This window comes from Pseudomonas sp. UBA3153, assembly GCF_002364635.1.
Taxonomy (GTDB): Bacteria; Pseudomonadota; Gammaproteobacteria; order Pseudomonadales; family Pseudomonadaceae; genus Pseudomonas_O; species Pseudomonas_O kuykendallii.
The window spans coordinates 1,431-22,814 of the sequence record NZ_DEYR01000015.1 but is presented as its reverse complement, the minus strand read 5'-3'; the positions used below and the strand labels follow the sequence as shown (position 1 = coordinate 22,814).

Sequence of the window (21,384 nt, the reverse complement as noted above, 5' to 3'; positions counted from 1 at the left end):
TAAGCAGTGATTTTGACTATTTAAAAAGCTATATTTGGCGACAAATCTGGGCCGAAAGGCTTTTTGTGGAGGGCTATCTCCTGTGAGAACTCAGCACCAATCGCGCCGCGAGCTGGACAAGATCGACCGCAACATCCTGCGCATCCTGCAAGAAGAAGGCCGCATCTCCTTCACCGAGCTGGGCGAGCGCATCGGTCTCTCCACCACCCCCTGCACCGAGCGGGTCCGCCGGCTGGAACGCGAGGGCATCATCATGGGCTACTCGGCGCGGCTCAATCCGCAGCACCTGAAGTCCAGCCTGCTGGTGTTCGTGCAGATCAGCCTCGATTACAAGTCCGGCGACACCTTCGAGGAGTTCCGCCGCGCCGTGCTCAAGCTGCCCCACGTGCTCGAGTGCCACCTGGTGTCCGGCGACTTCGACTACCTGGTGAAGGCGCGGATCAACGAGATGGCGTCCTACCGCAAGCTGCTCGGCGACATCCTTCTCAAGTTGCCGCACGTGCGCGAATCGAAAAGCTACATCGTCATGGAAGAGGTGAAGGAAAGCCTCAACCTGCCGGTGCCGGACTGATTTCGAAGGCGCCTAGTCCTCGGACGGTGCGCCGGCCGATCGGTTCGCCCGGGCGGTGAAGCGCGCATCGTCGCGACGCCGCCGCGCCAAGCGGATCAGCGGCATCCTGACACTTCCGCCGCGGCCTCCGGACCTTGATGCTCGACGGTGTCACCCCTATGCTGCGTAAAATTTTCCACACACCATAATCAGGATTTCACACATGAGCGCTCGCGTTCGGCTTCCGGTGCACACGGATCGGCATGCTCCTTCCTATTACACCGCCACCGCCAACCAGGCGCTCAGCTACCCGCCGCTGCGCGACGCCCTGCGCGTCGACGTGTGCATCGTCGGCGGCGGCTTCAGCGGGCTAAATACCGCCATCGAACTGGCCGAACGGGGGTTCTCCGTGGCGCTGCTGGAGGCGCGACAGGTCGGCTGGGGCGCCAGCGGACGCAACGGCGGCCAGCTGATTCGCGGCGTCGGCCACGGCGTCGAGCAGTTCCGCCCGGTGCTCGGCGAAGACGGCGTGCGCTCACTCAAGCTGATGGGCCTGGAAGCCGTGGAAATCGTTCGCCGGCGCATCGAGAAGCACGCCATCGACTGCGACCTGACCTGGGGCTACTGCGACCTGGCGAATAAGCCGGCCGACCTGGCCGGTTTCGCCGAGGACATGGCCGAGCTGCAGGGGCTGGGCTATCGGCATCCGCTGCGCCTGCTGCAACCGGGCGAGATGCACAGCGTGGTGGGCTCGGACCGCTACGTCGGCGGGCTGATCGACATGGGTTCCGGCCACCTGCATCCGCTCAACCTCGCGCTCGGTGAGGCCGCCGCCGCCGCCGCGCTGGGCGTGCGCCTGTTCGAGCATTCCGAAGTGATACGCATCGAGTACGGCGACGGGGTGAAGGTGCATACCGAACAGGGCCGGGTCTGCGCCAAGACCCTGGTGCTCGCCTGCAATGCGTACATCAACGACCTGGAGCCGCGGCTCGGCGGCAAGGTACTGCCCGCCGGCAGCTACGTGATCGCCACCGAGCCGCTTTCCGAAGACCAGGCGCAGGCGCTGATCCCGCAGAACATGGCGCTCTGCGACCAGCGCGTGGCGCTGGACTACTATCGCCTGTCCGCCGACCGCCGCCTGCTGTTCGGCGGCGCCTGCCACTATTCAGGCCGCGACCCGGCGGACATCGCCGCCTACATGCGGCCGAAGATGCTCAAGGTCTTCCCGCAACTGGAAAACACCCGCATCGACTACCAGTGGGGCGGGATGATCGGCATCGGCGCCAACCGCCTGCCGCAAATCGGCCGCTTCGCCGATCGCCCCAACGTGTATTACGCGCAGGCGTATTCCGGCCATGGACTGAACGCCACCCACCTGGCCGGCAAGCTCCTCGCCGAAGCCATCAGCGGGCAGCAGGGCGGCGGCTTCGATCTGTTCGACAAGGTTCCGCACATCACCTTTCCGGGCGGCAAACGCCTGCGCTCGCCGATGCTCGCCCTGGGCATGCTCTGGTACCGCTTCAAGGAAGCCACCGGGCTGGCGTGACGCGCGGCGCCATCAGCGGCCCGTCCGCGCCTGCTGTCCAGCCTCGCGCCAGAGCGTCCAGAGCGATTTTTCCGCCTCGGCCAGCGCATCGGCGCGGCTCAGGCCGATGTCGTGCAAGGCGTGGCGGCTGAGGCTCAGCAGCGCCTTGCGGGTGCGCAGGGCGCGCCAGAACACCACCCAGCGCCCCTCGCCCACCGGCGCGGCCGGCACCAGGCGCAGCCTCGGGCGCCGATCCTCCAGCACCGGTACGGGTTCGACGAGTTCCTCGCAGCTTTCGATCGAGTCGCGCATGGCGCTCTCCTTGCCTTCATCTGTATGGGAGAACATCATTGCGCCCATCGGAAAACCGATACAGATTCAGCGTATGGAAATTAACCCCATACAGCCGGGCGGAAATCGCCTCTGAATCGACGGTTTTTGACGTATCTGTACTGATCGCAGAGGGATCCTCAGTCGATGACGCTTTACCAGAACCTAGCCAATGTGATCGGCGCACGCATCGAGCAGGGCCTCTACCTGCCCGGCGATCGCCTGCCGTCGGTGCGCGCGCTGAGCGTCGAGCACGGCGTCAGCCTGAGCACCGTGCAGCAGGCCTACCGGCACCTCGAGGACCAGGGCCTGGCGACACCGCGGCCGAAGTCGGGCTACTTCGTGCCCGCCGCGCGCCAGGTGCCGGCGCTGCCCAACGTGATCCGCAACGCGCAACGGCCGGTGGAGGTCTCGCAGTGGGATCAGGTGCTGGAGCAGATCGGCGGCGAGCCCAGCGAGAAGCTGATCCAGCTCGGGCGCGGCCGCCCGGACATCAGCAGCCCGACGCTGAAACCGCTGCTGCGCTCGCTGTCACGGCTGGGCCGGCGGCAGGACCTGAACACCCTCACCTACGGCAACATCTATGGCGACATCGGCCTGCGCGAACAGATCTCGCGGCTGATGCTCGACTCCGGCTGCCAGATTCCGGCCACCGAGATCGTCGTGACCACCGGCTGCCACGAAGCGCTGTCCGCCGCCATTCGCGCCCTGTGCGAGCCCGGCGACATCGTCGCGGTGGACTCGCCGAGCTTCCATGGCGTGATGCAGGCGCTCAAGGGTTTCGGCATGAAGGCCCTGGAGCTGCCCAGCGACCCGCTCACAGGGATCAGCCTGGAGGCGCTGGAGCTGGCCCTGGAGCAGTGGCCGATCAAGGCCATCCAGCTCACCCCGACCTGCAACAGCCCGCTCGGCTACATCATGCCGGAGGCCAACAAGCGCGCCCTGCTGACGCTTGCCCAGCGCTACGACGTGGCGATCATCGAAGACGACGTCTACGGCGAACTGGCCTACCGCTACCCGCGCCCGCGCACCATCAAGTCGTTCGACGAGGATGGCCGCGTGCTGCTCTGCAGCTCCTTCTCGAAAACCCTGGCGCCCGGCATGCGGGTCGGCTGGATCGCCCCTGGCCGTTACCTGGACCGCGTGCTGCACATGAAGTACATGGGCACCGGCGCCACCGCGCAACTGCCGCAACTGGCGCTTGCCGAATTCATCAGCGGCGGCCACTACGAGCCGCACCTGCGGCGCATGCGCGCGCAGTACCAGCGCAGCCGCGACGTGATGATCGAATGGATCGCCCGCTACTTCCCGGCCGGGGTGAAGGTCAGCCAGCCGCAGGGCAGTTTCATGATCTGGGTGGAAATGCCCGAAGGCTTCGACAGCCACCGGCTGAATCGTACCCTCGCCAGCCAGGGCATACAGATCGCCACCGGCAGCATCTTTTCCGCGGCGGGAAAATACCGGAACTGCCTGCGGATGAACTACGCCAGCAAGCCCAGCACGCTGATCGAGCAGGCGGTGCGCGCCGTCGGCGAAGCGGTGGCGGCGCAGATGGCCGAAGGTTGAGCGACGCGACTGCCCGCCCTAGAGCCCTCGCGCCGCTTCGCTGAATCAAACCGCAAGAGAGCCGTCTAACCGCTAGGTTGAATGTAGCGGGAGGCTACTTTGCGTCGACATCTGCTCTTGCTGGTTGCGCTACTGCTGACCGCCTGCGCCAATCACGTGCCGATCGAGCCCAGCCAGGCGTTGCCGGCCAAGGATTCGCCGCTCGGCGCCGCCCTCATCGCCCAGGCGCAGCAGCACCCCGGGGGGCAATCCGGCTTTCGCCTGCTGTCCTCCAGCACCGAGGCGTTCATCGCCCGCGCCGAGCTGATCCGCGCCGCCCGGCAGAGCCTCGACCTGCAGTACTACATCGTCCACGATGGCCTCAGCACCCGCGCGCTGATCGACGAGTTGCTCAAGGCCGCCGACCGCGGCGTGCGCGTGCGCATTCTCCTCGACGACACCACCAGCGACGGCCAGGACGACGAGATCGCCCTGCTCGGCGCCCACCCGAACGTCCAGGTGCGGGTGTTCAACCCGCTGCACCTGGGCCGCGCCACCGGCATCACCCGCGCCCTGGGGCGGTTGTTCGACGTCACCCTGCAGCACCGCCGCATGCACAACAAACTCTGGCTGGCGGACAACGCCGTGGCGGTGGTCGGCGGGCGCAACCTGGGCGACGAGTATTTCGACGTCGAACCGAACCTGAACTTCACCGACATCGACCTGCTGGGCGCCGGCCCGGTGGCCGAGCAGCTCGGGCAGAGCTTCGATCAGTACTGGAACAGCGCGCTGAGCAAGCCGATCGAGCAATTCGTCAGCTTTCCGCCCAGCGCCCGCGACCTGGCGAAGACCCGTCGCGGACTGACCGACTACCTGAACGCGGCGCAGGTCGAGCAGCGCGAGAACTACCAGCGACTGATGGACTACCAGGACCACCCGCGCCTGGCAGGCTGGCTGGACGAGCTGATCTGGGCGCATGGCAGCGCGATGTGGGACGCACCGACCAAGATCCTCAAGAGCGAGCCCGATCCGCAGTTGCTGCTGACTTCGCAACTGGGCCCGGAACTGGCCAGCGTCAGCGAGGAGCTGATGCTGATCTCCGCCTACTTCGTTCCCGCGGAGGATGGCCTGACCTACCTAACCGGGCGCGCCGATGCGGGCGTTTCGGTGAGCCTGCTGACCAACTCGCTGGAGGCCACCGACGTGCCTGCGGTGCATGGCGGCTACGCGCCCTACCGCAAGGCGCTGTTGCGTCACGGAGTGAAGCTCTTCGAGCTGCGCCGGCAACCGGAGCAAGAGGCGTCCTACAACCTGAGCGGCTCTTCGGAGTCCAGCCTGCACAGCAAGGCGCTGGTGTTCGATCGGCGCAAGGTGTTCATCGGCTCGCTGAACTTCGACCCGCGCTCGATCCTCTGGAACACCGAGGTCGGCGTGCTGGTGGACAGCCCGGAGCTGGCCGGCGAGGTGCGCCGCCTGACCCTGGAAGGCATGGCGCCGGCGCTCAGCTACGAGGTGCGCCTGGAGAACGGGCGGCTGGTGTGGATCGCCGAGGACAATCGCCGCCTGCACCGCATCGACAGGGAGCCGGGTGGTGCCTGGCGCCAGATCAACGCCTGGCTGGCCAAGGTCATCGGGCTGGAACGGCTGCTCTAGGCGCCGTGTGCGCCTCTCTCACGACGGCTCCGGCGAGACGTCGGTGAAACCTCCGGGGCGCCGGATCAGCCAGACGAACACCGCCGCGCCCGCCGCCATCACCAGCGGCAACGCATGCCCGCTGAGCCACTGGCTGGCCGCGCCGGTGAGCAGCGGCCCGACCAGGCAGCCCAATCCCCAGAGCTGCGCCACGTGCGCATTGGCGCGAACCAGTTCGTCGTCGCGATAGCGCTCGCCGATGAGGATCAGCGACAGGGTGAACAACCCGCCGGCGGCGGCGCCGAACAGCACCAGCAGCGGCCAGATCGCCTGGGTGTGCAGCAGCAGCGGGATGCTCAGGCTCGACACCAGCAGGAGCACGCCGCACGCGCGGAACAGCGTGCCGCGGGACATGCGGTCGGCGAGCAGGCCGATCGGCAGTTGCAGCGCGGCATCGCCAACCACCACCACGCTGGCCATCAGCAGCGCCACTTCCTGGGTGAAGCCCTGGCGCAGCCCATAGACCGGCAGCAGGGTCAGCATCATCGCCTCGAAAGCGGCGAACAGCGCCACCGCCCAGGCGATCGCCGGAAGCTTGCGGCAGAAGGCGAACAGACCTCGCCCGGAAGCACCATGGGCATCCACACGCGGCGCGCCGGAGCGGCCGAGCAGCACCAGCGAACCGCCGACCAGCAGGCCGGTGCCGGTCCAGAACGCCGAGTCGTTGTCGGTGCCGAGCACACTCAGCAGCAGCGGCCCGGACAGCTGGCTCAGCGCATAGCCGGTGCCATACAGGGCCACCAGGCGACCGCGCCATTTTTCCGGGGCCAACTGGTTGATCCAGCTTTCGCCGAGGATGAACACCATCGTCAGCGCCACGCCGATCCCCAGGCGCAACGCCAGCCATACCGCGTAGTGCTGCACCAACGCCAGCAACGCCACGGATACCGCGCCGAGCAGCAGGCAGGTCTGCATCAGCCGCGTGGTTCCCAGCCGGGCGGCGAGATGGCCTGCCAGCGACGCGCCGAGCAGCACGCCGACCGCCGGAGTCGCCGCCATCACGCCGATCGCGAAATTGCCGTAACCCCAGCCCTCCAGGCGCAGCGACACCAGCGGCATGGTCACGCCCAGCGCCAGCCCGATGCTGATCACCGCCGCACAGACGGCGAAATAAGTCCCCCAACGCATGGTCGATCTCTCTTCTTTCACGGCAGCAAAGCAAACGGCCGGGTTCCCAAGGAAACCCGGCCGCAGGTAGGGCTCGCAATGAGCCGGCCCCGTGTACCGGGGCGGACCTTCTTGTTCGCGGGTCGGGCCCGCTGAGCGTGTTATGGAATCTGCCGGAGCCTCGCGAGCGACAGACGAGCTGCGCTCAACGCCGCGCGGCAGACTCCGAACGGGTTCCTACAGCTTGATCCAGGTGGACTTCAGCTCGGTGTACTTGTCGAAGGCGTGCAGCGACTTGTCGCGGCCGTTACCCGACTGCTTGAAGCCACCGAAGGGCGCCGTCATGTCGCCGCCGTCGTACTGGTTGACCCAGACGCTGCCGGCGCGCAGTGCCTTGGCGGTGAGGTGCGCCTTGGACAGGTTGCTGGTCCAGACCGCGGCGGCCAGGCCGTAGACGGTGTCGTTGGCGATGGCGATGGCTTCCTCGACATCGTCGAAGGCGATCACCGACAGCACCGGGCCGAAGATCTCTTCCTTGGCGATGCGCATGGCGTTGTCCACGCCATCGAAGACGGTCGGCTCGATGTAGGTGCCACCAGTTTCCTCCAGCACCCGCTTGCCGCCGGCGACCAGCCTGGCGCCGTCGTCGTGGCCGGCCTGGATGTAGGACAGCACGTTGTTCATCTGCGTAGTGTCGACCAGGGCGCCGACACTGGTGGCCGGATCCAGCGGGTTGCCCGGCTTCCAGGCCTTCAGCGCCTCGATCACCAGCGGCAGGAACTGGTCCTTGATCGAGCGCTCGACCAGCAGGCGCGAACCGGCAGTGCAGACCTCGCCCTGGTTGAAGGCGATGGCACTGGCAGCGGCCTCGGCGGCGGCCTTGAGGTCGGGCGCGTCGGCGAAGACGATGTTCGGGCTCTTGCCGCCGGCTTCCAGCCAGACGCGCTTCATGTTCGATTCGCCGGCGTAGACCATCAGTTGCTTGGCGATCCGCGTCGAACCGGTGAACACCAGCGTGTCGACGTCCATGTGCAGCGCCAGCGCGCGGCCGACCGTGTGGCCATGGCCCGGCAGCACGTTGAGCACACCGGCCGGGATGCCCGCCTCGATGGCCAGCGCGGCGATGCGGATGGCGGTCAGCGGCGATTTTTCCGACGGTTTGAGGATCACCGAGTTGCCGGTGGCGAGCGCTGGGCCGAGCTTCCAGCTGCTCATCAGCAGCGGGAAGTTCCACGGCACGATGGCGGCGACCACGCCGACCGGTTCGCGAGTGACCAGGCCCAGCTCGTCATGCGCGGTGGCGGCGACCTCGTCGTAGATCTTGTCGATCGCCTCGCCGCTCCAACGCAATGCACGGGCGGCGGCGGGAATGTCGACGGCCATGGAATCGCTGATCGGCTTGCCCATGTCGAGGGTTTCCAGCAGGGCCAGCTCCTCGCCATTGGCTTCGATCAGGTCGGCGAAACGGATCATGATCGCCTTGCGCCGGGCGGGCGCCAAGCGCGACCAGACACCGGACTCGAACACCGCGCGGGCGTCGGCCACGGCAGCCTCGGCATCGGCCTTGTCGCAGCTGGAGACCCGTGCCAGCAGGCGGCCGTCGACCGGGCTGATGCACTCGAAGGTTTCGCCGCTGACGGCGTTGCGGTAGGCGCCGTGGACGAAGGCGCGGCCTTCGATGTGCAGGGCTTTGGCGCGCTGTTCCCAGTCGCTGCGGGTCAGGGTCATGGGGCAATCCTCTTCGTTCGTTGGACGCTGGCGCGCGTGCGGCACCGTCGCGCAAGGGTGCCGGCCACCCTAAACCACAGGCGCCGCGGTTTTCAATATTTTTTACAGCGCAGGGCAAAAGCTCTTCTCATGTTCGTTTTATTAAACATAAACTCGGAACTTTACCGTTTTCGAGCTTCCAGGCATGTCCATCGAACAGATCGTCGACCTCGCGCATTCCACGGCTGCCCTCGAGCAGTACCGCCCGGCTGCGGAAAAAATCCTTTCCGGCGATCCCGCGCAACGTGTGCGCGACGCCTTCGCCAGCCCCTGCGGGCAATTCAACGTCGGCTTCTGGGAGGGCGAGCCCGGCCACTGGACGGTGAACTACAGCGAGCACGAGTACTGCGAGATTCTCGAGGGCGTCTCGGTGCTTCACGCTGCCGACGGCGGCAGCCGCACCGTGCGCGCCGGCGACCGTTTCGTCATCCCGGCCGGCTTTCAGGGGAGTTGGGAAGTCGTCGAACGGTGCCGCAAGGTCTACGTGATCTTCGAGCAGGCGACCCGCTGAGCGCGCGCGGGCTGGCGCGTCCGAACAGGCCCCAGGTTTCCTGCAGGCAAGAAAAAGCCCGCCAATCGGCGGGCTTCTTCCATCAAGGGCCGATCAATTACTTGATCTTGGCTTCCTTGTAGATCACGTGCTTACGAACGACCGGATCGAATTTCTTGATTTCGATCTTGTCGGGCGTAGTGCGCTTGTTTTTGTCGGTGGTGTAGAAGTGGCCGGTACCGGCGCTGGACACCAAACGGATCAGATCACGCATGTTGCTCTCCTAGAAAGACCGAAGCCTTAGAACTTTTCGCCACGGGCGCGGAGTTCGACCAGAATGGCGTCGATACCGCGTTTGTCGATGATACGCATACCCTTGGCAGAAACGCGCAGACGCACGAAACGTTTCTCGGTCTCGACCCAGAAACGGTGATGCTGCAGGTTCGGCAGGAAACGACGACGGGTTTTGTTGTTTGCGTGGGAAATGTTATTCCCGGTTACCGGACCCTTACCGGTAACTTGACAGACTCTCGACATGACTCAGCCCTCTGTAACCACATGCCCAACCCGGCATGGGTTGGCCGCTTGATCTCTCTGATTCGGCGCTTGGCGCCACGTTTCTTCGGGGTCTTACTGGCTGCGCCTTCGTGGGAAGGAACCAGGCCCCTAGAAAAGAGCGCTGCTTTATACCAGAACACCCCTACCCTAGCAAGGCGAAACATGCCATCGCCGAAGCGGGCGCCCGCGGCGCTACCGGCGCGCAGTGTGGGCGGCGGGGCTGTGCGGCGCACTACCGTCCGTCGCCGCAAAGCCGTTGTTCCGCCGCAGTGCATGGTCTACGGTAAGCCCCCCGCGCCAGTCCACAGGAGTTCGCCGTGCGCCGCGCCATTCTATCCCTGCTGTTCTGCCCGTTGCTGGCGAACGCCGCCACCCTCGCCGTGTGCACCGAAGCCAGTCCGGACGGCTTCGACGTGGTCCAGTACAACTCGCTGACCACCACCAACGCCTCGGCCGACGTGCTGATGAACCGCCTGGTGGAGTTCGATGCCGAGAAAGGCACCCTGGTGCCGAGCCTGGCGACGCGCTGGGAGGTTTCCGCCGACGGCCTGAGCTACCGTTTCACGCTGCGCGACGACGTGAAGTTCCACAGCACCGACTACTTCACCCCGAGCCGCACGCTGAACGCCAGCGACGTGCTGTTCAGTTTCCGCCGCATGCTCGACCCCGAAAATCCCTGGTACAAGACCGCGCCGGCCGGCTACCCGCACGCCCAGTCGATGCAGTGGCCGAGCCTGGTGGAACGCATCGAGTCCAGCGACCCGCACAGCGTGACGATCGTCCTCAAGCACCCGGACGCGACCTTCCTCGCCACCCTGAGCATGGGTTTCGCCTCCATCTATTCCGCCGAATACGCCGCCCAGCTGATGGCCGCCGGTACGCCGGAGAAGCTCAACAGCCAGCCGATCGGCAGCGGCCCGTTCATCCTCAAGCGCTACCAGAAGGATTCGGCGGTGCGATACATCGCCAACCCGGACTACTTCGCCGGCAAGCCGGTGGCCGATGCGCTGATCTTCGCCATCACCCCGGACGCCAACGTGCGCCTGCAGCGCCTGCGCCGCAACGAGTGCCAGATCGCCCTGTCGCCGAAACCGCAGGACGTGCGCGAGGCGCAGGCCGACGCCAAGCTGAAGGTGATCGAGACGCCCGCCTTCATGACCGCCTTCGTCGCGTTGAACAGCCAGCATCCGCCGCTGGACCAGGCCAAGGTGCGCCAGGCGATCAACCTGGCGTTCGACCGGCAGAACTACCTGAAGGTGGTCTTCGAGGGCAGCGCGACGGCCGCCAGCGGCCCCTATCCGCCGAACACCTGGAGCTACGCCAAGGACCTGCCGGGCTATGCCTACGATCCCCTGCAGGCTCGCCAGCTGCTGGCCGAGGCCGGCCTGGACAACGGTTTCAAGACGACGATCTGGACCCGCCCCTCCGGCAGCCTGCTCAACCCGAACCCCGGTCTCGGCGCGCAGATGCTCCAGGCCGACCTGGCCAAGGTCGGCATCCAGGCCGAGATCCGCACGCTGGAATGGGGCGAGCTGATCCGCCGCGCCAAGGCCGGCGAGCACGATCTGCTGTTCATGGGCTGGGCTGGCGACAACGGCGATCCGGACAACTTCCTCACTCCGCAGTTTTCCTGCGCGTCGGTGCAATCCGGGCTCAACTTCGCGCGCTATTGCGATCCGCGCCTGGACGGGCTGATCGGCGACGGCAAGCGCACCTCCGACCAGGCCAGGCGCAGCGCGCTGTACCAGCAGGCGCAGCAACTGATCCAGGAGCAGGCGCTGTGGCTGCCGCTGGCGCACCCGACTGCCAGCGCGCTGGTGCGCGCCGATGTCGAGGGTTACCGGGTCAGCCCGTTCGGGCGGCAGGACTTCGCGAACGTCAAAGGCGGGCGCTGAGCGGCGCTGGTCAGAGCGCTTCGGCGCGGATCGAGACGCCCATCTCGTGGGTCGCCTCCGGTGCCAGGACGATGCAGTCGTCCATGACGTTGGCGGTTTCGATGCAGAGCATCCGCTGCCAGGCGTCGTCGGCGAACTGCGAGAGCCGTGCGGCCTTGTCGATCCACGGGTTCCACAGCACGGCCGAATCCGAGCCGCTGGCCTGCAGCACGATGCGCCGCTGCCAGGCCGGGTCGACGATGCTCAGTGTCGGCGGCAGGTCTAGGTAGATGCGGTCGGTCTCGCCGGTGAAGCGCAGCGTGCCCTCCTGGCGGCGCTCCTGCCAGTTCTCCAGCGTCTCGATGTAGCGGCGCCCTTCGAGCCCCTCGACGCTGACCTGATGAATGTCGCCGACCGCAAAGTAGCTGTGCAGCGCCTGGCTGAACGCCACCGGCTCGCGACCCAGGTTGGTGGTGCTCAGGCTGATGCTCAGGCGCGTGTCCAGGCGAACGGCGAGCTTCAGCTCCAGGGCATGCGGCCAGCCGGGCAGGCCGTCCTCGGCGGCGTCGAGGATGAATTCGATGGACACGCCACCGTCCTCGTCGGCGATGTTCAGTAACTGCCAGTCACGCGCGCGCACCTCGCCATGCGCCGGTGCCGGCGTATCGGCCTGGCGCATCGCCTGCACTTCGGCGGGGTTGCGCGCCAGGTCGCCGAACCACGGCCAGCACACCGGCACACCGCCACGCACCGATTGGCCGCGGACGAACGCGGCATCCTCGCTGAGCCAGATCAGCGGGCGTCCGCCGGCCGGGGTGTAGGCGAGCACCTGGGCGCCCTGTTCGGCGATCAGCAGCTCGGCGCCGTCGGCGCCGCGAATCTGCCAGCAGGCGAGGTCGCCACGGTCGATGCGTTCGATGTGTGCGCTGCGGGAGGCCAGGGCCATGCGGGGATCTCCGAAAAAACGTCGCCGGGGTGGCGGACACGCCGCGGCACCGACGCGAGGGGCGACGGCGCGCGGCAGGTGAAGAAAGCGCTCAGCGGCGCGGCGGTACCGGGCGGGTGCGCCCGCTGCCGTCGATGGCGACGAAGACGAACACCGCCTCGGTGACCTTGCGCCATTCGCTGGACAGCGGGTCGTCGCTCCACACCTCGACCAGCATCTGGATCGAGCTGCGCCCGACTTCCAGGGCCTCGGTATAAAAGGAAAGCTGCGCGCCGACGGCCACCGGAACCAGGAACGCCATGCGGTCGATGGCTACGGTGGCGACACGGCCGCCGGCGACCTTGCTCGCCATGGCGGTGCCGGCGAGGTCCATCTGCGCGACCAGCCAGCCGCCGAAGATGTCGCCGAAACCGTTGGTTTCGCGCGGTAGAGCGGTTATCTGCAAGGCCAGGTCACCCTGGGGGGTGAGGTTTTCTTCTTCGATCTCGATCATTGCCTGGAAGCCTCAGCCTCTCAATTTATTGGAATTGGAGAGACGCGGTTTAAGTGGGGAATTCCGCAAAGACCCCGTCGGATCACGACGACGCGGTTATGTGCCGCTCGCCGGACGGACGATCTTTGCGCAATGCCCCCGGCGACGCGCGTCGTGACGGGCGGCGCTGCCGTGCCGGCAGTATATCGGCGGATGCGTCGAGCGACGACCGCAGGGTTCCGCTTTTCGCGAGGCTCCCCGCAAAAGCTGTGTCGATGTGTCGCAATTTGCTAGAGTCCGCGGCTGCGGCGGCTCAACGCCGCGGCCCTCCACGAGAAACAACACCGCCATGCATGCCCTGCCTACCGGTTCCGCGCCGGTGACGCGCCCGTTGACCCGCAACGACTACAAGACGCTCGCCCTCTCCGCCCTTGGCGGCGCGCTGGAGTTCTACGATTTCATCATTTTCGTGTTCTTCGCCACCGTGGTCGGCAAATTGTTCTTCCCCGTCGACATGCCCGAGTGGCTGCGCCTGCTGCAGACCTTCGGCATCTTCGCCGCCGGCTACCTGGCGCGCCCGCTGGGCGGCATCGTCATGGCGCACTTCGGCGACCTGCTCGGGCGCAAGCGCATGTTCACCCTGAGCATCTTCCTGATGGCGGTGCCGACGCTGCTGATGGGCCTGCTGCCGACCTACGCGCAGATCGGCATCCTCGCGCCGCTGGCGCTGCTCCTGCTGCGGGTGATCCAGGGCGCGGCGATCGGCGGCGAAGTGCCGGGCGCCTGGGTGTTCGTCGCCGAACACGTGCCGCGGCGCAACGTCGGCTACGCCTGCGGCACCCTGACCTCGGGGCTGACCACGGGCATCCTGCTCGGCTCGCTGATGGCGACGCTGATCAACAGCCTCTACAGCGCCGAGGACATCGCCGCCTGGGCCTGGCGCGTGCCCTTCGTCATCGGCGGCGTGTTCGGCCTGTTCTCGGTCTACCTGCGCCGCTGGCTGCACGAAACCCCGGTGTTCGCCGAATTGCAGCAACGCAAGGCGCTGGCCGACGAACTGCCGCTGAAGACCGTGCTGCGCGGCCATCGCCGCGCGGTGGCGATCTCCATGCTGCTGACCTGGGTGCTTTCCGCCGGCATCGTGGTGGTGATCCTGATGACCCCCAGCGTGCTGCAGAGCGCCTACGGCTTCGACGCCGCGCAGGCGCTGAAGGCCAACAGCCTGGCCATCGTCATGCTCAGCCTCGGTTGCATCGCTGCCGGCGCGCTGGCCGACCGCGTCGGCGCCGGGAAAGTGTTCGTCGTCGGCAGCCTGCTGCTGGCCGCCAGTTCCTGGACCTTCTACAGCCAGCTGCACGCCCACCCGGACCTGCTGTTCCCGCTCTACGCGCTGACCGGCCTGTGCGTCGGCACCATCGGCGCCGTGCCTTTCGTGATGGTCAACGCCTTCCCCGCCGCCGTCCGCTTCACCGGGCTGTCGTTCTCCTACAATCTGGCCTACGCGATCTTCGGCGGGCTGACGCCGATGAGCGTCGCGCTGTTGCTCAAATACAGCCCGCTCGGCCCGGCCTACTACGTGCTGGCGCTGTGCGGCCTGGGCCTGGCGCTGGGTCTCTACCTGCTCGACGCCGAGCGCTGGCAAGCCACCCCGCACTGACCGCCACGCGCCATTCCGAGGCCCGCCCCGCGCGGGCCTCGGCATTTCTGTGGTCGTCATTCAATTGTCATAAACCTTTCATAGAGTGTTCATACGGCCTGCCGATACTGGCCCCCGTTCGACCCACACTGGAATGCTAGGAGCAAGGCATGAAACTGAATCGTCTAATGGCGGCCCTGACCTTCGTCGCCGCTGGCGTAGGCACCGCAAGCGCGTTCGCCGCGATCGACCCGGCGCTGCCCACCTATGAGAAAACCTCCGGAGTGTCCGGCAACCTGTCCAGCGTCGGTTCCGACACCCTGGCCAACCTGATGACCCTGTGGGCCGAGAACTACAAGAAGTTCTACCCCAACGTGAACATCCAGATTCAGGCCGCCGGTTCCTCCACCGCGCCGCCGGCACTCACCGAAGGCACCTCCAACCTTGGCCCGATGAGTCGCCAGATGAAGGACGCCGAGATCCAGGCCTTCGAAGAGAAGTACGGCTACAAGCCGACCGCCGTTCCGGTCGCGATCGATGCCCTGGCCGTGTTCGTGCACAAGGACAACCCGATCAAGCAGCTGACCATGCAGCAGGTCGATGCGATCTTCTCCAGCACCCGCCTGTGCGGCGAGCCGAAAGAAATCAAGACCTGGGGCGAAACCGGGCTGACCGGCGAATGGGCGAACAAGCCGATTCAGCTGTTCGGTCGCAACTCGGTATCCGGCACCTACGGTTACTTCAAGGAAGAAGCGCTGTGCAAAGGCGACTTCAAGTCCAACGTCAACGAGCAGCCGGGTTCGGCCTCGGTGGTGCAGTCGATCTCCAGCACCCTGAACGCCATCGGTTACTCGGGCATCGGCTACAAGACCTCCAGCGTCCGCGCCGTTCCCCTGGTCAACAAGAAGGGTGAGCTGGAAGAAGCCAACGAAACCAACGCCCTGTCCGGCAAGTACCCGCTGGCGCGCTTCCTCTACGTCTACGTGAACAAGGCGCCGAACAAGCCCCTGGCGCCGCTGGAAGCGCAGTTCCTGAAGATGGTCCTGTCCAAGCAGGGTCAGGAAGTGGTGGTGAAGGACGGCTACATCCCGCTGCCGGCCAAGGTGGTCGAGAAAGCCCTGAAGGACGCCGGCCTGTAACGGGCGCGCGGCGCCCGCAAGGCGCCCGTCGTGCCTGACGAAGCCCGCTGCTCCCCTGGGGCGGCGGGCATCGTCATGTCAGCACCCTGTCATCTATCTGTCACAGAAGACAGATAGATTGAAGACCCCCCGCAACAAGCGGCCCTGCTCGCAGCGCCCCGAGAATTCCTCATGAATGACCTGGCCAACAACAGCATGAGCGCCCAATCGAACGGCCTGAGGCTGGATTTCAACACCCCCGCCCAGCAACGCAAACGGCGCGTTCGCGCGTTCAAGGACCGGCTCACCCGCTGGTACGTGTCGATCGGTGGCCTGGCCGTACTCGGCGCCATCACGCTGATCTTCTTCTACCTCGCCCATGTGGTGCTGCCGATCTTCGCCGGCGCCGAGCTGAAGCCGCTCAAAGCGCAGCAGCCCGCCTGGCTGGCGGCGCAGAACGACGCGCTGCTGCTCGCCGTGGAAGAGCAGAACAAGGTGGCGATGCGCCTCGATCGCGCCGGCCAGGTGCAGTTCTTCACCCTCAAGGACAGCACGCCGCTGAACCGCGTGCAGCTGCCGCTACCGGCGGGCGCCAGCATCACCTCGGTGAGCCAGGACCAGCCCGGCAGCCACCGTGTGCTGCTCGGCCTGTCCACCGGCCAGGTGCTGGTGTTCACCCACACCTACCCGGTGACCTACCCGGACAACGTCAAGACCATCACGCCGACGCTGCAGTACCCGTTCGGCGAGGCGCCGATCGTGCTCGACCCGCAGGGCCGCGCGCTGGAGCATGTGGCGCTCAGCGAGAACGGCGACACGTTGATGCTCGCCGGCTCCACCGGCGCCGAACTGAGCCTGCTGTCGATCAGCCGCGAAGAGAACCTGATGACCGGCGAGGTCAGCCAGGACGAGACGCGCATCGCCCTGCCGCAGATCGCCGAGCCGATCAAGGCGCTGGTCATCGACCCGCGCCAGCAGTGGCTCTACGTGATAAACGGCAAGGCCACCGCCGACGTCTTCGACCTGCGCAGCAAGAGCCTCAACGGCCGCTACGCGATGCTCAAGGGCGACGCCGAAGTCAGCACCCTCAGCCCGCTGCTCGGCGGTACCTCGCTGCTGGTCGGCGACAGCAAGGGCGGCATCGCCCAGTGGTTCATGGTCCGCGACGGCGACGGCAAGTCGGTGCTGACGCACATCCGCGACTTCAGCCTCGGTGAAAAACCGATCACCCAGATCGTCCCCGAGGAACGTCGCAAGGGCTTCATGGCGCTGGACGCCGACGGCATGCTCGGGATTTTCCACAGCACCGCGCACCGCACCCTGCTGGTCGAGCGGGTCGCCGACGGCCAGGCCCACGCCGCGCTGTCGCCGCGCGCTTCGCGCCTGCTGGTGGAGTCCAACGGACAACTGCAACGCTTCGTGGTCGACAACCCGCACCCGGAAGTGTCCTGGAGCGCTCTGTGGAGCAAGGTCTGGTACGAGAACTACGACGAGCCGCGCTACGTCTGGCAGTCGACCTCGGCCAACAGTGATTTCGAGCCCAAGCTGAGCCTCGCCCCGCTGACCTTCGGCACCCTGAAGGCGGCCTTCTACGCGATGATCCTCGCCGCCCCGCTGGCGATCTGCGCAGCCATCTACACCGCCTACTTCATGGCCCCGGCGATGCGCCGCAAGGTCAAGCCGGTGATCGAGCTGATGGAAGCGCTGCCGACGGTGATCCTCGGCTTCTTCGCCGGGCTGTTCCTCGCGCCCTACGTCGAAGGGCACCTGCCGGGCATCTTCAGCCTGCTGTTGCTGACGCCGGTCGGCGTCCTCCTCGCCGCCTACCTGTGGAGCCGCCTGCCGGAGAAAGTCCGCCTGGCGATTCCCGATGGCTGGGAAGCGGCGCTGCTGATCCCGGTGATCCTCGGCGTCGGCGCGTTGTCGCTGGGCATGAGCGGGCATATGGAGAACTGGCTGTTCGGCGGCGACATGCGGCATTGGCTGTCCAACGACCTCGGCATCGCCTTCGACCAGCGCAACGCCCTGGTGGTCGGCCTGGCGATGGGCTTCGCAGTGATCCCGAACATCTTCTCGATCGCCGAGGACGCCGTGTTCAGCGTGCCGAAAAGCCTCACTTTCGGCTCTCTGGCTCTCGGCGCGACGCCCTGGCAGACCATGACCCGCGTGGTGATCCTCACCGCCAGCCCGGGGATCTTCTCGGCGTTGATGATCGGCCTCGGCCGCGCGGTGGGCGAGACCATGATCGTGCTGATGGCCACCGGCAACACGCCGATCATGGACATGAACATCTTCGAGGGCCTGCGCACCCTGGCGGCCAACACCGCGGTGGAAATGCCCGAATCCGAAGTGGGCAGCTCGCATTACCGGGTGCTGTTCCTCGCCGCGCTGGTGCTGCTGAGCTTCACCTTCGTGATGAACACCCTGGCGGAAGTGATCCGTACCCGCCTGCGCAAGAAATACGCCTCGCTATAGATACACGGCCGGCCACGCCGGCCCGCTGATGGCCCTCGCCCCTCGGGGAGAGGGTGCCCCGCAGGGCGGGAGTAGGTGCTCAGACCCGCAGGGTGCTGGCTTCTCCCCGATGAATGCACTGCACGGCGCGACGTCGCCGGGCGAAACGAACGAAGGTACGAGCGGTGAAACAGCAAACCCTGAAATCCTGGTTCAAGAGCGGCTCGCCCTGGGTCTGGATGACCGCCAGCGGCGTGTCCATCGCGGTGATCATGACCGTCGGCCTGCTGGCGGTGATCGCCACCCGCGGCCTGGCCAACTTCTGGCCGGCGGATGTGCTGGAGGCCGATTACCAGGTGCCCGGCACGCCAGCCAAGGTGATGGCCGGCGAGCTGGTCCAGGCCGAGGAGGTGCCGCGCGCGCGCCTGGCCGGCGCCGGCCTGCCGGTGGACGTGAACGGCGGCGAGTTCATGACCCGCGAGCTGTTCAAGGTCGGCAACCGCGAGGTGTATGGCGCCGACTTCACCTGGGTGGTCGCCGAATGGACCAGCAACCTGCGCACGCCGCAGAACCTGATGGTCATGGAGCGCCGCGAGTGGGGCAACTTCTACGGCTACCTGGTCAACGTGAAGGAAAACGGCCAGGTGATCGCCGAGGGTGACGACGCCTGGGCCGCGATGCAGCAGCGCATCGGCCGCGTCGACGCGCTCTACGGGCAGATCTCCAAGCTGGAAAAACGCGACATCGGGCGCATCAACGCCGGCCTCGAGCGCCTGCGCCTGAAAACCCGCAAGCTGGAGATGAACGGCCAGCTGGACGCCGCCGGGCAAGCCGATCTGGACGCCGAGCGCGCGCAGTGGGGTGCCGAGTACAAGGTCCTCGAAGGTCAGCTCAACGACCTGCACCAGCAGTTCGACCGCGACAGCGTGACGGTGCGCACCGTCGACGGCCAGGAGCAGGAGATGAGCCTGGGCAAGGTGGTCCGCGCCTACCGGCCGAACACCATGGGCACCGGCGCCAAGCTCGGCTTCTACTTCGCCAAGCTGTGGGAATTCCTCAGCGACGAGCCACGCGAGGCGAACACCGAGGGCGGCATTTTCCCGGCCATCTTCGGCACCGTGATGATGACCCTGATCATGGCCGTGATCGTCACTCCGTTCGGCGTGCTGGCGGCCATCTACCTGCGCGAGTACGCAAAGCAGGGGCCGCTGACGCGGGTCATCCGCATCGCCGTGAACAACCTCGCCGGGGTTCCGGCGATCGTCTACGGCGTGTTCGGCCTGGGCTTCTTCGTCTACGTGCTGGGCGGCTCGATCGACCGGCTGTTCTTCGCCGAGGCCCTGCCGGCGCCGACCTTCGGCACGCCGGGGCTGATGTGGGCGTCGCTGACCCTGGCGATCCTCGCCGTGCCGGTGGTGATCGTCGCCACCGAGGAAGGCCTGGCGCGCATCCCGCGGGCCCTGCGCGAGGGCTCCCTGGCGCTCGGCGCGACCAAGGCGGAAACCCTCTGGAAGGTCGTGTTGCCGATGGCCAGCCCGGCGATGATGACCGGCCTGATCCTCGCCGTGGCCCGCGCCGCCGGCGAAGTCGCCCCACTGATGCTGGTCGGCGTGGTCAAGCTGGCGCCGGCGCTGCCACTGGACGGCAACTACCCGTACCTGCACCTTGACCAGAAGATCATGCACCTGGGCTTCCACATCTACGACGTCGGCTTCCAGAGCCCCAACGTCGAGGCCGCGCGACCGCTGGTGTACGCCACCGCGCTCCTGCTGGTGCTGGTGATCGCCCTGCTCAACCTGAGCGCGGTGTTCATCCGCAACCACCTGCGCGAGAAGTATAAGGCGCTGGACCACTGAATGAATTGCGCCGGCCGCGCGCCGCGCGGCCGGCTAACCGAATTGTTAGCGTAGGGAGCACCCCATGCAGCACGAAACGCATACCCACGGCATCGACATCAAGGCCCTCGGCCGCGACAAGCAGAGCCTGCACCTGGCGGACGAGACCGTCGCCCTTGAAGTGCCTGGGCTGAACCTGTTCTACGGCGACAAGCAGGCGCTGTTCGACGTCAGCATGAACATTCCCAAGCAGCGCGTGACGGCCTTCATCGGCCCGTCCGGCTGCGGCAAGTCGACCCTGCTGCGCACCTTCAACCGGATGAACGATCTGGTCGATGGCTGCCGCGTCGACGGCGAGATCCTCCTCGACGGCCAGAACATCTACCGCAAGGGCGTGGAAGTCGCCGAGCTGCGCCGCCGCGTCGGCATGGTTTTCCAGAAGCCCAACCCGTTCCCCAAGAGCATCTACGAGAACGTCGTCTACGGCCTGCGCATCCAGGGCATCAACCAGAAGCGCGTGCTCGACGAAGCGGTGGAATGGTCGCTGAAGAGCGCCGCGCTGTGGGACGAGGTGAAGGACCGCCTGCACGACTCCGCCCTCGGCCTCTCCGGCGGCCAGCAACAGCGTCTGGTGATCGCCCGCACGGTGGCGGTGCAGCCCGAAGTGCTGCTGCTCGACGAACCCTGCTCGGCGCTCGACCCAATCTCGACGCTGAAGGTCGAGGAGCTGATCTACGAGCTGAAGAGCAAGTACACCATCGTCATCGTCACCCACAACATGCAGCAGGCGGCACGGGTTTCCGACTACACGGCGTTCATGTACATGGGCAAGCTTATCGAGTTCGGCGACACCGACACGCTGTTCACCAACCCGACGAAGAAGCAGACCGAAGACTACATCACCGGCCGCTACGGCTAGGGACTCGTGCCGTAGGGTGCGCCGCGCGCACCGACTCGCCACTGGTGCGCGCGGCGCACCCTACCGTTTTTTCGCGGAGTTAGAGAATGATCAACAAAGACGGCCATACCCAACACATCTCCCAGCAATTCAACGCCGAACTGGAGGAAGTGCGCAGCCACCTCCTGGCGATGGGCGGCCTGGTCGAGAAGCAGGTCAACGACGCGGTCAACGCGCTGATCGACGCCGACACCGGCCTCGCCCAGCAGGTCCGCGAGATCGACGACCAGATCAACCAGATGGAGCGCAACATCGACGAAGAATGCGTGCGCATCCTCGCCCGGCGCCAACCGGCGGCGTCGGACCTGCGCCTGATCATCAGCATCTCCAAGTCGGTGATCGACCTCGAGCGGATCGGCGACGAGGCGACCAAGATCGCCAAGCGCGCCATCGATCTCTGCGAAGACGGCACGTCCCCGCGCGGCTACGTCGAGGTGCGCCACATTGGCGGCCAGGTGCGCAAGATGGTCCAGGAAGCGCTGGACGCCTTCGCCCGCTTCGATGCCGACCTGGCGCTGTCGGTGGCG

General features: G+C 66.4%; 19 protein-coding genes. 12 read left to right on the top strand and 7 right to left on the bottom strand.

From position 1 onward, the window contains the following. Positions 1-82: 82 nt before the first annotated feature. A complete protein-coding gene (gene dadR / locus B2X67_RS03625; protein ID WP_090224356.1) occupies positions 83-571 on the top strand; it encodes a transcriptional regulator DadR in 489 nt (162 codons plus the stop codon). Between the two features lie 202 nt (positions 572-773). Further along, complete coding sequence (locus tag B2X67_RS03620; RefSeq protein WP_286784645.1) at positions 774-2,096, top strand: NAD(P)/FAD-dependent oxidoreductase; 1,323 nt, start codon at positions 774-776, stop codon at positions 2,094-2,096. Positions 2,097-2,108: 12 nt separating this feature from the next. Here the strand turns inward: B2X67_RS03620 and B2X67_RS03615 are convergent, their stop codons facing one another. Further along, positions 2,109-2,387, bottom strand: coding sequence for a DUF1127 domain-containing protein (locus tag B2X67_RS03615; RefSeq protein WP_286784644.1), 279 nt, complete (start codon positions 2,385-2,387; stop codon positions 2,109-2,111). Between the two features lie 165 nt (positions 2,388-2,552). Here B2X67_RS03615 and B2X67_RS03610 point away from each other — a divergent pair, with 165 nt between their 5' ends. After that, positions 2,553-3,971 (top strand): PLP-dependent aminotransferase family protein, encoded by a 1,419-nt coding sequence (locus B2X67_RS03610; RefSeq protein WP_286784643.1) that lies wholly within the window; start codon positions 2,553-2,555, stop codon positions 3,969-3,971. 99 nt (positions 3,972-4,070) lie between these two features. Continuing rightward, positions 4,071-5,603, top strand: coding sequence for a phospholipase D family protein (locus tag B2X67_RS03605; RefSeq protein WP_286784642.1), 1,533 nt, complete (start codon positions 4,071-4,073; stop codon positions 5,601-5,603). Between the two features lie 18 nt (positions 5,604-5,621). On the opposite strand, the gene B2X67_RS03600 is transcribed toward B2X67_RS03605, so the two are convergent. Together B2X67_RS03600 and B2X67_RS03595 are read right to left on the bottom strand one after the other, a co-directional pair. Then, positions 5,622-6,770 (bottom strand): MFS transporter, encoded by a 1,149-nt coding sequence (locus B2X67_RS03600; protein ID WP_286784641.1) that lies wholly within the window; start codon positions 6,768-6,770, stop codon positions 5,622-5,624. Positions 6,771-6,986: 216 nt separating this feature from the next. Continuing rightward, positions 6,987-8,477, bottom strand: coding sequence for an aldehyde dehydrogenase (locus tag B2X67_RS03595; RefSeq protein ID WP_286784640.1), 1,491 nt, complete (start codon positions 8,475-8,477; stop codon positions 6,987-6,989). A gap of 184 nt (positions 8,478-8,661) precedes the next feature. Here B2X67_RS03595 and B2X67_RS03590 point away from each other — a divergent pair, with 184 nt between their 5' ends. Further along, positions 8,662-9,027, top strand: a complete 366-nt coding sequence (locus tag B2X67_RS03590; RefSeq protein ID WP_286784639.1) for a cupin domain-containing protein — start codon at positions 8,662-8,664, stop codon at positions 9,025-9,027. Between the two features lie 97 nt (positions 9,028-9,124). On the opposite strand, the gene rpmG is transcribed toward B2X67_RS03590, so the two are convergent. Together rpmG and rpmB are read right to left on the bottom strand one after the other, a co-directional pair. Then, positions 9,125-9,280, bottom strand: coding sequence for a 50S ribosomal protein L33 (rpmG, locus tag B2X67_RS03585; protein ID WP_003284185.1), 156 nt, complete (start codon positions 9,278-9,280; stop codon positions 9,125-9,127). Positions 9,281-9,306: 26 nt separating this feature from the next. Continuing rightward, on the bottom strand, positions 9,307-9,543 hold the full coding sequence (gene rpmB / locus B2X67_RS03580) for a 50S ribosomal protein L28 (RefSeq protein ID WP_090224368.1): 237 nt from the start codon (positions 9,541-9,543) through the stop codon (positions 9,307-9,309). A 338-nt stretch (positions 9,544-9,881) separates the two neighbouring features. Between rpmB and B2X67_RS03575 the strand changes: the two genes are divergently transcribed. Next, on the top strand, positions 9,882-11,459 hold the full coding sequence (locus tag B2X67_RS03575) for an ABC transporter substrate-binding protein (protein ID WP_286784638.1): 1,578 nt from the start codon (positions 9,882-9,884) through the stop codon (positions 11,457-11,459). A gap of 10 nt (positions 11,460-11,469) precedes the next feature. Here B2X67_RS03575 and B2X67_RS03570 read toward each other — a convergent pair whose 3' ends face one another. Together B2X67_RS03570 and B2X67_RS03565 are read right to left on the bottom strand one after the other, a co-directional pair. Next, on the bottom strand, positions 11,470-12,384 hold the full coding sequence (locus tag B2X67_RS03570) for a D-hexose-6-phosphate mutarotase (protein ID WP_286784637.1): 915 nt from the start codon (positions 12,382-12,384) through the stop codon (positions 11,470-11,472). A 91-nt stretch (positions 12,385-12,475) separates the two neighbouring features. Continuing rightward, positions 12,476-12,877 (bottom strand): acyl-CoA thioesterase, encoded by a 402-nt coding sequence (locus tag B2X67_RS03565; protein ID WP_090224374.1) that lies wholly within the window; start codon positions 12,875-12,877, stop codon positions 12,476-12,478. Positions 12,878-13,205: 328 nt separating this feature from the next. Here B2X67_RS03565 and B2X67_RS03560 point away from each other — a divergent pair, with 328 nt between their 5' ends. From B2X67_RS03560 to phoU, 6 genes are all read left to right on the top strand, one after another. After that, positions 13,206-14,513 (top strand): MFS transporter, encoded by a 1,308-nt coding sequence (locus B2X67_RS03560; RefSeq protein ID WP_286784636.1) that lies wholly within the window; start codon positions 13,206-13,208, stop codon positions 14,511-14,513. Between the two features lie 149 nt (positions 14,514-14,662). Next, on the top strand, positions 14,663-15,631 hold the full coding sequence (locus B2X67_RS03555; RefSeq protein ID WP_286784635.1) for a phosphate ABC transporter substrate-binding protein PstS family protein: 969 nt from the start codon (positions 14,663-14,665) through the stop codon (positions 15,629-15,631). A 171-nt stretch (positions 15,632-15,802) separates the two neighbouring features. Continuing rightward, positions 15,803-18,085 carry an ABC transporter permease subunit gene (locus tag B2X67_RS03550; RefSeq protein WP_282340058.1) on the top strand — a complete coding sequence of 761 codons (2,283 nt, stop codon included), beginning with the start codon at positions 15,803-15,805 and terminating at the stop codon, positions 18,083-18,085. A gap of 113 nt (positions 18,086-18,198) precedes the next feature. After that, complete coding sequence (gene pstA, locus B2X67_RS03545; protein WP_282340056.1) at positions 18,199-19,920, top strand: phosphate ABC transporter permease PstA; 1,722 nt, start codon at positions 18,199-18,201, stop codon at positions 19,918-19,920. Between the two features lie 64 nt (positions 19,921-19,984). Continuing rightward, a complete protein-coding gene (gene pstB / locus B2X67_RS03540; RefSeq protein WP_286784634.1) occupies positions 19,985-20,818 on the top strand; it encodes a phosphate ABC transporter ATP-binding protein PstB in 834 nt (277 codons plus the stop codon). Positions 20,819-20,904: 86 nt separating this feature from the next. Then, on the top strand, positions 20,905-21,384 hold a 480-nt coding region (gene phoU, locus B2X67_RS03535; protein ID WP_286784633.1), incomplete at its 3' end, for a phosphate signaling complex protein PhoU.

Excerpts from the sequence above, each read along its gene's own strand:
- B2X67_RS03620 (WP_286784645.1), top strand. The coding sequence starts at position 774 with ATGAGCGCTCGCGTTCGGCTTCCGGTGCACACGGATCGGCATGCTCCT.
- B2X67_RS03615 (WP_286784644.1), bottom strand. The coding sequence starts at position 2,387 with ATGCGCGACTCGATCGAAAGCTGCGAGGAACTCGTCGAACCCGTACCG.
- B2X67_RS03610 (WP_286784643.1), top strand. The coding sequence starts at position 2,553 with ATGACGCTTTACCAGAACCTAGCCAATGTGATCGGCGCACGCATCGAG.
- B2X67_RS03600 (WP_286784641.1), bottom strand. The coding sequence starts at position 6,770 with ATGCGTTGGGGGACTTATTTCGCCGTCTGTGCGGCGGTGATCAGCATC.
- B2X67_RS03595 (WP_286784640.1), bottom strand. The coding sequence starts at position 8,477 with ATGACCCTGACCCGCAGCGACTGGGAACAGCGCGCCAAAGCCCTGCAC.
- B2X67_RS03590 (WP_286784639.1), top strand. The coding sequence starts at position 8,662 with ATGTCCATCGAACAGATCGTCGACCTCGCGCATTCCACGGCTGCCCTC.
- rpmG (WP_003284185.1), bottom strand. The coding sequence starts at position 9,280 with ATGCGTGATCTGATCCGTTTGGTGTCCAGCGCCGGTACCGGCCACTTC.
- rpmB (WP_090224368.1), bottom strand. The coding sequence starts at position 9,543 with ATGTCGAGAGTCTGTCAAGTTACCGGTAAGGGTCCGGTAACCGGGAAT.
- B2X67_RS03570 (WP_286784637.1), bottom strand. The coding sequence starts at position 12,384 with ATGGCCCTGGCCTCCCGCAGCGCACACATCGAACGCATCGACCGTGGC.
- B2X67_RS03565 (WP_090224374.1), bottom strand. The coding sequence starts at position 12,877 with ATGATCGAGATCGAAGAAGAAAACCTCACCCCCCAGGGTGACCTGGCC.
- B2X67_RS03560 (WP_286784636.1), top strand. The coding sequence starts at position 13,206 with ATGCATGCCCTGCCTACCGGTTCCGCGCCGGTGACGCGCCCGTTGACC.
- B2X67_RS03555 (WP_286784635.1), top strand. The coding sequence starts at position 14,663 with ATGAAACTGAATCGTCTAATGGCGGCCCTGACCTTCGTCGCCGCTGGC.
- B2X67_RS03550 (WP_282340058.1), top strand. The coding sequence starts at position 15,803 with ATGAATGACCTGGCCAACAACAGCATGAGCGCCCAATCGAACGGCCTG.
- pstA (WP_282340056.1), top strand. The coding sequence starts at position 18,199 with ATGCACTGCACGGCGCGACGTCGCCGGGCGAAACGAACGAAGGTACGA.
- pstB (WP_286784634.1), top strand. The coding sequence starts at position 19,985 with ATGCAGCACGAAACGCATACCCACGGCATCGACATCAAGGCCCTCGGC.